Origin of the sequence: Kitasatospora sp. NPDC057512, from assembly GCF_042802135.1 — a bacterium.
Lineage (GTDB): Bacteria > Actinomycetota > Actinomycetes > Streptomycetales > Streptomycetaceae > Kitasatospora.
Genome location: NZ_JBHVET010000420.1, coordinates 1 through 7,367 on the forward strand (window position 1 = coordinate 1; position 7,367 = coordinate 7,367).

Here is a 7,367-nt window from a genome sequence, read left to right on the forward strand (position 1 = left end):
GTATACCCCCGGGGCGGCGGCCACGGTCAGCTCACCGTCCGGCCCGTGTCCGGGCCGGCCGCCGACCAGGGCGCCGGCCTCGGCGGCGATCAGGCAGCCGGCCGCCCGGTCCCAGGGGGCCAGGCCGCGCTCGTAGTAGCCGTCCAGCCGCCCGGCGGCGACGTCGCACAGGTCCACCGCGGCCGCCCCGCCCCGGCGGATGTCCCGCACCTCCGGCATCAGCGCCAGCAGCACCTCCGCCTGCCGGACCCGCACCGACTGGACGTAGTTGAAGCCGGTGGCGATCAGCGCCTGGCCCCAGGGCGGGGCCGGACGGGCCGAGAGCGGGCGGCCGTCGAGGCGGGCGCCGCGGCCCAGGACGGCGTGGAACAGCTCGCCGCGGGCCGGGGCGTACACCACGCCGACGACCGCGCGGCCGTCCACCTCGGCGGCCACGCTGACCGCCCAGGAGGGCAGCCTGTAAAGGTAGTTGACCGTTCCGTCGAGCGGGTCCACGACCCAGCGGACCCCGCTGGTGCCCGGCCGCTCGGCGCCCTCCTCGCCCAGGTAGCCGTCCTCCGGGCGGCGGTCGGTGATCAGCTCCAGGACGAGCTTCTCGGAGGCGAGGTCCATCTCGGTGACCACGTCGACCGGGCTGCTCTTGGTGCCGGCCACGCCGAGGTCGGCCGGGCGGCCGTCGCGCAGCAGGGCGCCGGCCTGCCGGGCCGCGTCCAGGGCGACCTCCAGCAGGTCGTCGAGGAGGCCGTCGTCGGGCAGGGCGGGGGTGGGCACGGGGGTTCTCCTCCGGGGCGACGGGACGGGTGGGACGGGCAGGACTGGCGGGACTGGCGGGACTGGCGGGCCAGGTGGAACGGGCGGAACGGGCGGGCCGGGCGGTCAGCGCTCGGCGACGGCCGGGCGCGGGGCCCGCGGGTTGGGGCAGCAGGCCACCGCGCACACGTCGTGGCTGGGGCCGAGGGCGCCCAGGGCGCAGCGGGTCACCGGCTCGCCGCGCTCGGTGGCGGCCCGCTCCAGGAGGAGCTCGCGCACGGCGGCGGTGAACCGGGGGTCGGCGCCGACGGTGGCGGCGCGGGAGACCGGCAGGCCGAGTTCGGCGGCCTTGGCGACGGCCTCGGTGTCGAGGTCGTACTTGACCTCCATGTGGTCGGAGACGAAGCCGATCGGGACCATCACCACGGCGGGCGCGCCGTCGGCGTGCTGGGCCTCCAGGTGGTCGCAGATGTCGGGTTCCAGCCACGGGATGTGCGGGGCCCCGCTGCGGCTCTGGTACACCAGCTCCCACGGCCGGTCGGCCACGCCGGTGCGCTCGGCCACCGCGGCGGCGATCAGCCGGGCCACGTCCAGGTGCTGGGCGACGTACGCGCCGCCGGGCTCGCCACGGGCCGGGTCGTCCGGGGCGCCGGAGGCCTCGGCCATGGAGTGCGGGATGGAGTGGGTGGTGAACGCCAGCCGGGCGCCGGGGCGGACGGCCTCGGGCAGCTCGTCCAGGGCGGCCAGGGCGGCGTCGATCATCGGCCCGACGAAGCCCGGGTGGTTGTAGAAGTGCCGCAGCTTGTCGACCCGCAGGGCGGGCCCGCCCTCCTCGGCGAGCGCGGCCAGCGCGTCGGCCAGGTTCTCCCGGTACTGGCGGCAGCCCGAGTAGCCGGCGTACGCGCTGGTGGCGAGCACGGCGATCCGGCGGTGCCCGTCGGCGGCCAGCTCCCGCAGGGTGTCGACCAGGTAGGGCGCCCAGTTCCGGTTGCCCCAGTAGACCGGCAGGTCCAGCCCGTGCTCGGCGAAGTCCTTGCGCAGCGCGGCGAGCAGCTCGCGGTTCTGCCCGTTGATCGGGCTGACCCCGCCGAACATGAAGTAGTGCTTGCCCACCTCCTTCAGCCGCTCCTTGGGGATGCCGCGGCCGCGGGTGACGTTCTCCAGGAACGGGACGACGTCCTCGGGGCCCTCGGGCCCGCCGAAGGACAGCAGCAGCAGGGCGTCGTACGGCTGCGGCGCTGCCGGGGCGGCGCCGGAGGGGGAGGGTTTGCGCGCGTCGGACATGGAACCGATCCTGCCACTGAGGGACCGGGCACCGTCGCCGGGGCCGCGCGAGTGCCCGGAAAATACCGTTTGCCAACGTACGTAAGCTGTGTTTGCCAGCCTTGTTCCTTACTCCCCCGCCCGGAGCTCCCGTGCTGTCCAGCTACCGCCAGATATTCGCCTCCCCCGGCACTCTGGCCTTCTCCACCACCGGCTTCGTCTCCCGACTGCCGATCTCCATGACCGGGATCGGCATCGTGACCATGCTGTCCCAGCTCCGGGGCTCCTACGGGGTGGCCGGCCTGGTCTCGGCCTGTCTCGCGGTCTCCGCCGCGATCCTCGGCCCGCAGGTCTCCCGACTGGTGGACCGGCACGGCCAGCGCAGGATCATCGTCCCCGCCATGGCGCTCACCATCGTCTCCGTCACCGGCCTGCTGCTCTGTGCCCGGCTGGAGGCCCCGGACTGGACGCTGTTCGTCTTCGCCGCCGGCATGGGCGTGATGCCGAGCACCGGCGCGATGGTCCGCGCCCGCTGGGCCCACCTCTACCGCGACGACACCGGCAAGCTGCACACCGCCTACTCCTTCGAGGCCGTGGTCGACGAGGTCTGCTTCATCGTCGGCCCGATCCTCTCCATCGGCCTCGCCACCTCCGTCTTCCCCGAAGCCGGCGTGCTGCTTGCCGGGATCTTCCTCGCCGTCGGCGTCCTGCTGTTCGCCGGGCAGCGCTCCACCGAGCCGCCGGTCCATCCGGCCGCCCGGCAGGAGGGCGGCTCGGTCATCCTCAACCGCGGCCTCCAGGTGCTGATCGTGACCTTCGTCGCCACCGGCGCGATCTTCGGCTCGGTCGAGGTGGTCACCGTCGCCTACGCCGAGGCCCAGGGCCACAAGTCGATCTCCAGCGTGATCCTCGCCCTGTGGGCGCTCGGGTCCTGCCTGGCCGGGGTGGTCTTCGGCACCCTCAAGCTCACCGGCTCGATGGCGGTGCGCTTCCTCGTCGGCGTCCTGTTCATGGCCGTCAGCATGGTGCCGCTGCTCCTGGTCGCCCACGCGGTGCACGGCATCGGCGGACTGGTCGCGGTCGGAGCCGCGCTGCTGGTCGCCGGCATCGCCATCTCCCCCACCCTGATCACCGCGATGGCCCTGGTCGAGCGGCTCGTCCCGGCCGCCCAGCTGACCGAGGGCATGACCTGGACCACCACCGGCCTGGCCCTCGGCGTCGCGGTCGGCTCCTCGGCCGGCGGCTGGGTGGTCGACGCCTCCGGCGCCGCCGCGGGCTACTGGGTGCCGCTGGCCGCCGGCCTGCTCGGGGTGGTCGCCGCCCTCGCCGGCCTCGGCCGGCTGCGCGCCGGCCTGACCGCCGAAGCCGGCGCCGGAACGGCCGCCGAAGGGGCCGAACGGACCGTAGACGCCGAACGGTGAACTGACTAGCCTCGCCCTACCCACGGGCCCTACTTGTGGGTAGGGCGGCTGCGCCGCCCCGGACCGCGCCGAACCCGTTCGGCCACGGAGCAGGAGGCAGCGCAATGCCCCAGGCCAGTACCGCGACCCCCACCCGGTGGACCAACTGGGCCGGCAACCAGAGCGCCCGGCCCGCCCGGACCGCCGCCCCCGGCACCGTGGAGGAGCTGGCCAGGGAGATCCGGCGGGCCGCCGAACAGGGCCGCACCGTCAAGGCCGTCGGATCCGGCCACTCCTTCACCTCGATCGCCTCCGCCGACGACGGCGTCCAGATCCGCCCGCACGCGCTCACCGCCGTCCGCGGGATCGACCGCGAGGCCGGCACCGTCACCGTCGAGTCCGGCCTCCCGCTGCACCGGCTCAACCGCCTCCTCGCCGGCGAGGGCCTCTCGCTGACCAACATGGGCGACATCGAGGTCCAGACCGTGGCCGGCGCCACCAGCACCGGCACCCACGGCACCGGCCGCGACTCCGGCTCGCTGGCCGCCCAGATCCGCGCGCTGGAGATCGTCCTCGCCGACGGCACCGTCCGGCACTGCTCCCCCACCGAGAACCCCCGGCTCTTCCAGGGCGCCCGGCTCGGCCTCGGCGCCCTCGGCGTGATCACCGCACTCACCTTCGGCGTCGAACCGGCCTTCCTGCTCACCGCGCACGAGCAGCCGATGGGCTTCGACGAGGTGCTGGAGCGCCTGGACGACCTCACCGCCGTCAACGAGCACTTCGAGTTCTACTGGTTCCCGCACACCGACCGCTGCTCCACCAAGCGCAACAACCGCAGCCAGGGCCCGGCCGCCCCGCTGCCCCGGTTCAAGGAGTGGCTGGAGGACGACTTCCTCTCCAACACCGTCTGGGAGGGGGCCTGCCGGGTCGGCCGGCGCTTCCCCGGCTCGATCCCCTCGATCGCCTCGCTGGCCAGCCGGGCCTGGTCCGAGCGCAGCTTCACCGACACCGCGTACAAGGTGTTCACCAGCCCGCGCAAGGTCCGCTTCGTGGAGATGGAGTACGCGGTGCCGCGCGCGGCCGTCGGCGAGGTGCTGCGCGAGCTGAAGTCCCTGGTCGAGCGCTCCGACTGGAAGGTCGGCTTCCCGGTCGAGGTGCGCTTCGCCCCCGCCGACGACCTCTGGCTCTCCACCGCCTCCGGCCGGGACAGCGCCTACATCGCCGTCCACCTCTACCGGGGCACCGCCGACCAGGGCTACTTCACCGGCGTGGAACAGCTGATGACCGCCCATCAGGGACGGCCGCACTGGGGCAAGCTGCACACCCGCGACGCCGCGTACCTGGCCGGCGTCTACCCCCGCTTCGGCGACTTCACCGCGCTGCGCGACGAGGTCGACCCGCAGCGGCTGTTCGGCAACGACTACCTGCGCCGGGTGCTGGGCGACTAGGGCGTCGCCCCGTTGGTGCCGTCGGCCGGCGGCGGGGCCACCGGCGCCTTCGCCGGTTCGTTCGCCGGGGCGCTGCTCTGCACGGGCGGCTGCGGGGTCGCTCCGCCGGTGGGCTGCCCGCCGCCCGCCGACGGGGAGGCGCCGGCCGACGGGGTCGCGCTCGGACCGGCCGAGGGCGAGCCCGTCCCCGCGCCGGTGCTCGGCGTGCCGCCCGGCTCCCGGCTCGGGCGGGTGGTCGACGGGGCGGAGGCGCCGCCGGACGGCGCGCCGTCCTGCCCCTGCTTCCCGTTCCCGCCCGGGGACGGCCGCTCCGGCGGGGCGTCCCGCGGCTGGGAGGACTTGGGCGCCACCGAGCCGCCGAAGGACGTGCCGTTGCCGGACTCGCCCTTGACCGTCGCCGACACCGGCTGCCCGGTGGCCAGTTCGAACGCCACGATCGGTGTCATCGCCAGCACGAAGACCAGCCCGGACACCGCCGCGTACGTCTTCCAGCCCCACCGGCGACGCGCCCGGACCACCTGCGGCTCGTTCCACTCCGAGGTGATCACCGGCGGCTGCACCCGCGTGTCCGGCAGCCCGGACTCGACCGGCACCTGACGCAGGGTGTTGGCGGCCTGGTTCGGCCCCCGGTCCACCGCCTCGCGCAGCTGCTCGCCGGTCCGCTTGAAGATGTGCTGGAACACCGCGCCGCCGGTGGTGGCCCCGATGCTCACCACGGCGGCGCCCAGGATCGTGCCGTACACCCCCAGTTCGGAGGCCAGCAGCGCACCCACCACCGTGGCCAGCGCGCTCGCCGCGACCTGAGCCACACTCAGATCGATGCGCCTGCGCTCCTCCTTGGCCTTGCCGCCCTCCTCGGCGGGGCTCCGTTCCGGCATCGACATCCCTCGGTCCCTACGGCTGTTCTTCGTACAAGGCTCTCCATCTTGCCCAAAGAAGGACACAAGGGACGAAAATGCGGTTCTCGGCGCCCGGATTGTGTGAAGATGATCACCGTGCGTCCGGCGGTGGTCCGCCATCGGGGGAGCGTGCTCTTGAGATTCCCGTGAATCGCGGGAGACTTGAGCGGCGAGCCGCCCCTGTGGATGCCACGAATGGAGTACTGTTCGTAAAGCCCGAGCCTTGGGTCGACTTGTCGACTGCGCCCCCACCGGCAGCTTGACAAGGAGACACGGACCGGGCACGCACGGCGACGCCCGTCCCGGATCGTCGCGTTCACTGCGCGTGCGAGGACGGCCGGGACACCCAGGCGCGACGTCAACCGATGGCGTGGCAAAAAGGCAACCGTGCCACAGCGGCGTGCGCGGGCGTAAGCCCGACACGCCGGGGAACTCAGCAAGGTTGTGGCCAGTCGCGAGTGGGCAGGCCACACTCAGTACGGGAGCAGCGACGCAGGTGACGTCGGCAGGCACCACCCGGGAGGTAACCGTGCCCGAACTGCGGGTTGTGGCCGTCAGCAACGACGGCACACGGCTGGTGCTCAAGGCTGCCGACAGCACGGAGTACACCCTTCCCATCGACGAGCGGCTGCGCGCCGCCATCCGCGGCGACCGGCCGCGCCTCGGCCAGATCGAGATCGAGGTCGAGAGCCACCTCCGCCCCCGGGACATCCAGGCGCGGATACGAGCCGGTGCCTCCGCGGAGGAGGTCGCCCAGGCCGCCGGGATCTCCGTCGACCGCGTCCGCCGCTTCGAGGGCCCGGTGCTCGCCGAGCGCGCCTTCATGGCCGAGCGCGCCCGCAAGACCGCGATCCGCCGCAACGGCGAGTCCCCCGGCCCGCAGCTCGGCGAGGCCGTCGCCGAGCGCCTCGCGCTACGCGGCGCCGAGAAGGAGACCGAGCGCTGGGACTCCTGGCGGCGCGACGACGGCACCTGGGAGGTCATCCTCTCCTACCGGGCCGACGGCGAGGGCCGCAGCGCCTCCTGGACGTACGACCCGCCCCGGCGCCTGGTCCAGCCCAACGACGACGAGGCCCGCGCGCTGATCGGCGAGAACGTCGAGCGCGAGGAGGAGTCGGTCTTCCCGTTCATCCCGCGGATCGCCCGGCTCCCCCAGGACCGGCCGCCCCGCCCGATGATCGACCGGCCCTCGGCCGACCGCATCATGTCCTCCCGCGAGGTCCGCGAGTCGCGGGAGGCCACCGCCGACGCCCGGGACTCGCTGACCAGCCTGCTCGACGTGGTCCCCGCCTTCCGCGGCGACCTCGCCGTCGGCGCCCCCGCCCCGATCGAGCCGGTGCCCGCCGAGGTCGCCGAGGAGACCGAGGAGTCGGCCGCGGCGGCCGCCGCCCCGGCGGTCGGCGCGGGCTCGGCCTACGCCGACATCCTGATGCCGCGCGCCGTCGCCCCGCACCGCGATCGCCTGGTCGGCACCACCGACCGGCAGGCCGAGGCGGACGGCGTCCGGCCCGGTCGCCGGGCCACCGTGCCCAGCTGGGACGAGATCGTCTTCGGCAGCCGGCGCAAGAAGCAGGAGTAGCAACCCCGAAGGGGCGGGAGGCCCGGCC

At 74.2% G+C, this 7,367-nt stretch carries 6 protein-coding genes; 3 read left to right on the plus strand and 3 right to left on the minus strand.

The features are described 5' to 3' along the window. The coding region (locus tag ACFU6K_RS24820) for an inositol monophosphatase family protein (protein ID WP_380666479.1) at positions 1-771 on the minus strand (771 nt) is incomplete at its 3' end. Between the two features lie 105 nt (positions 772-876). Further along, positions 877-2,034, minus strand: a complete 1,158-nt coding sequence (locus tag ACFU6K_RS24825; protein WP_380666481.1) for a ferrochelatase — start codon at positions 2,032-2,034, stop codon at positions 877-879. Positions 2,035-2,165: 131 nt separating this feature from the next. Here ACFU6K_RS24825 and ACFU6K_RS24830 point away from each other — a divergent pair, with 131 nt between their 5' ends. Both ACFU6K_RS24830 and ACFU6K_RS24835 read left to right on the plus strand, forming a co-directional pair. Beyond that, the gene (locus ACFU6K_RS24830; RefSeq protein ID WP_380666483.1) at positions 2,166-3,434 is read left to right on the plus strand and encodes an MFS transporter; all 1,269 of its coding nucleotides are present in this window, start codon (positions 2,166-2,168) and stop codon (positions 3,432-3,434) included. A 104-nt stretch (positions 3,435-3,538) separates the two neighbouring features. After that, positions 3,539-4,861: a D-arabinono-1,4-lactone oxidase gene (locus tag ACFU6K_RS24835; protein WP_380666485.1), complete on the plus strand. Its 1,323-nt coding sequence runs from the start codon at positions 3,539-3,541 to the stop codon at positions 4,859-4,861. On the opposite strand, the gene ACFU6K_RS24840 is transcribed toward ACFU6K_RS24835, so the two are convergent. Next, entirely contained in the window at positions 4,858-5,745 is an 888-nt protein-coding gene (locus tag ACFU6K_RS24840) for a hypothetical protein (protein ID WP_380666487.1), read from the minus strand. The two genes, ACFU6K_RS24835 and ACFU6K_RS24840, sit on opposite strands and share 4 nt — an antisense overlap. 511 nt (positions 5,746-6,256) lie before the next feature. On the opposite strand from ACFU6K_RS24840, the gene sepH reads away from it, so the two are divergent. Continuing rightward, positions 6,257-7,339 carry a septation protein SepH gene (gene sepH, locus ACFU6K_RS24845; protein WP_380666489.1) on the plus strand — a complete coding sequence of 361 codons (1,083 nt, stop codon included), beginning with the start codon at positions 6,257-6,259 and terminating at the stop codon, positions 7,337-7,339. The last annotated feature ends 28 nt before the right edge of the window (positions 7,340-7,367 follow it).

What these genes read in the sequence shown, in the direction of transcription:
- ACFU6K_RS24825 (WP_380666481.1), bottom strand. Translation starts at nt 2,034, where the DNA reads ATGTCCGACGCGCGCAAACCCTCCCCCTCCGGCGCCGCCCCGGCAGCG.
- ACFU6K_RS24835 (WP_380666485.1), top strand. Translation starts at nt 3,539, where the DNA reads ATGCCCCAGGCCAGTACCGCGACCCCCACCCGGTGGACCAACTGGGCC.
- ACFU6K_RS24840 (WP_380666487.1), bottom strand. Translation starts at nt 5,745, where the DNA reads ATGTCGATGCCGGAACGGAGCCCCGCCGAGGAGGGCGGCAAGGCCAAG.